This window comes from Streptomyces viridochromogenes, assembly GCF_001270495.1.
GTDB classification, from domain to species: domain Bacteria; phylum Actinomycetota; class Actinomycetes; order Streptomycetales; family Streptomycetaceae; genus Streptomyces; species Streptomyces viridochromogenes_A.
This window is the reverse complement of the sequence record NZ_LGUR01000066.1, coordinates 1-2,110: the sequence shown is the minus strand read 5'-3', so window position 1 is coordinate 2,110 and position 2,110 is coordinate 1. Positions and strand designations below refer to the sequence as shown.

Genomic DNA, 2,110 nt, shown 5'->3' with positions numbered 1-2,110 from the left:
CAACAAACAGCCGCCACCACCCTCGGCTACACCACCACCCACCAACTCGACCCCGACCGCGCCCTCAACGACATCGGCTTCGACTCCCTCACAGCCGTCGAGCTGCGGAACCGCCTGGCCACCCTGACCGGGCTGCGCCTGCCCGCCACGCTGATCTTCGATCATCCGTCGCCCATGGCGCTGGCCGAGTATCTGCGTGCCGAGCTCGTCGGGGACGGCGTCGACGAGCCGGAGGTCGACGAGAAGGAGATACGGCGTGTCCTGGCCGCCGTACCGCTAAGCCGCTTCCGCGAGGCGGGACTTCTCGAAGCGCTGATCTCACTCGTGCACGCGGAGACGGCCGCTTCCGCGTCCGCTCCGGTGTCCCGCGCCGAGGAGCAGATCGAACTGATCGATGCGATGAACGTGGGCGACCTCGTGCAGCGAGCCCTGCGCAACACCCAGTCGTGACCGGCCAGCAGACAGACGAGGACATCATGGAGCCCCAGCCCCAGCCCCAGCCCCAGCCCCAGAGCGAGCAGATCATCAACGCGCTGCGGACGTCGTTGAAGGAGAACGCGCGTCTTCAGGAGCAGTACGACCGGGTCGTCGCGGCCAGTTCCGAGCCGATCGCGATCATCGGTATGGCCTGCCGGTACCCGGGCGGGGTGACCTCACCCGAGGAGCTGTGGGACCTGGTCGCCTCGGGCGGCGACGCGGTGACCGGCTTCCCCGAGAACCGTGGCTGGGACCTGGACAACCTCTTCCATCCGGACCCGGACCACCCCGGCACGAGCTACTGCCGGGAGAGCGGGTTCCTGCACGACGCCGACCAGTTCGATCCGGCGTTCTTCGGGATCTCGCCGCGCGAGGCGCTGGCGATGGACCCGCAGCAGCGGCTGATGCTGGAGATCTCCTGGGAGTCACTGGAACGGGCCGGCATCGACCCGGCCGTGGTGCGAGGAACGCCCGTCGGCGTCTTCACCGGGCACATGTACCACGACTACGCGGTCGGGACGACGGACGACGTCGGCGGAGCGCCCGAGGGCGTCGAGGGTTACCTCATGACGGGCGGTGCGGGCAGCGTGCTGTCGGGCCGGGTGTCGTACCTTCTGGGTCTGGAGGGCCCGGCGGTCACCGTCGACACGGCCTGCTCCTCCTCCCTGGTGACGCTGCATCTGGCCGCCCAGGCGCTGCGGGCCGGTGAGATCTCCCTGGCGCTGGCCGGGGGTGTGACCGTGATGTCGTCCCCGGCCGTGTTCGTCGACTTCTCCCGGCAGCGTGGTCTGTCTCCCGACGGCCGCTGCAAGGCGTTCGCCGCGGCCGCGAACGGGACCGGCTGGGCGGAGGGCGCGGGCGTACTCGTGCTGGAGCGGCTGTCGGACGCGGTGCGCAACAAGCGGCGGATCCTGGGTGTGGTGCGCGGTTCGGCCATGAACCAGGACGGCGCCTCCAACGGCATGACCGCGCCGAACGGTCCCTCCCAACGGCGGGTGATCCGGCAGGCGTTGGCGAGTGCGGGGCTGACCGGTGCGGACGTGGACGCCGTGGAGGCTCACGGCACCGGAACCACGCTCGGCGACCCGATCGAGGCGCAGGCCCTGATCGCCACCTACGGGCAGGACCACGACGCCGAACAGCCTTTGTGGCTGGGCTCGTTGAAGTCGAACGTCGGCCATACGCAGGCCGCCGCCGGGGTCGGCGGTGTCATCAAGATGGTGATGGCCATGCAGCACGGCGTGCTGCCCCGCACCCTGCACGTCGACGAGCCGACCCCGCAGGTCGACTGGAGCGCGGGGCATGTCGAGCTGCTGACCGAGGCCCGCCCCTGGCCGGAGATCGACCGGCCGCGGCGTAGCGCCGTGTCCAGTTTCGGGGTCAGCGGCACGAATGTGCACGTCATTCTCGAACAGTCCCCGGCGCAGGTCCCGCCGTCAGACGGCGAGCCGGTGGCAGTGGAGCCCGAGGAGGACAGGCCGCGTGTGCTGGACGGCGGCGGCCCGGTGCCGTTGGTGCTCTCAGCCCGAGGCAGCGCCGGGTTGGCTGGTCAGGCGGGTCGCCTCGCCTCCTACCTCCACGAACACCCCGACACCAGCCTCACCGACATCGCTCACGCCCTCGCCACCACCCG

2 protein-coding genes are annotated in these 2,110 nt (G+C 70.5%); both read left to right on the top strand.

Going from position 1 to position 2,110, the window contains the following annotated elements; all coding sequences use genetic code 11:
* Positions 1-450 (top strand): acyl carrier protein (locus tag ADK36_RS08775; RefSeq protein ID WP_048587593.1); only part of this gene is annotated, 450 nt, incomplete at its 5' end.
* The coding region (locus ADK36_RS08770) for a type I polyketide synthase (protein ID WP_425315372.1) at positions 447-2,110 on the top strand (1,664 nt) is incomplete at its 3' end. The genes ADK36_RS08775 and ADK36_RS08770, both read left to right, overlap by 4 nt.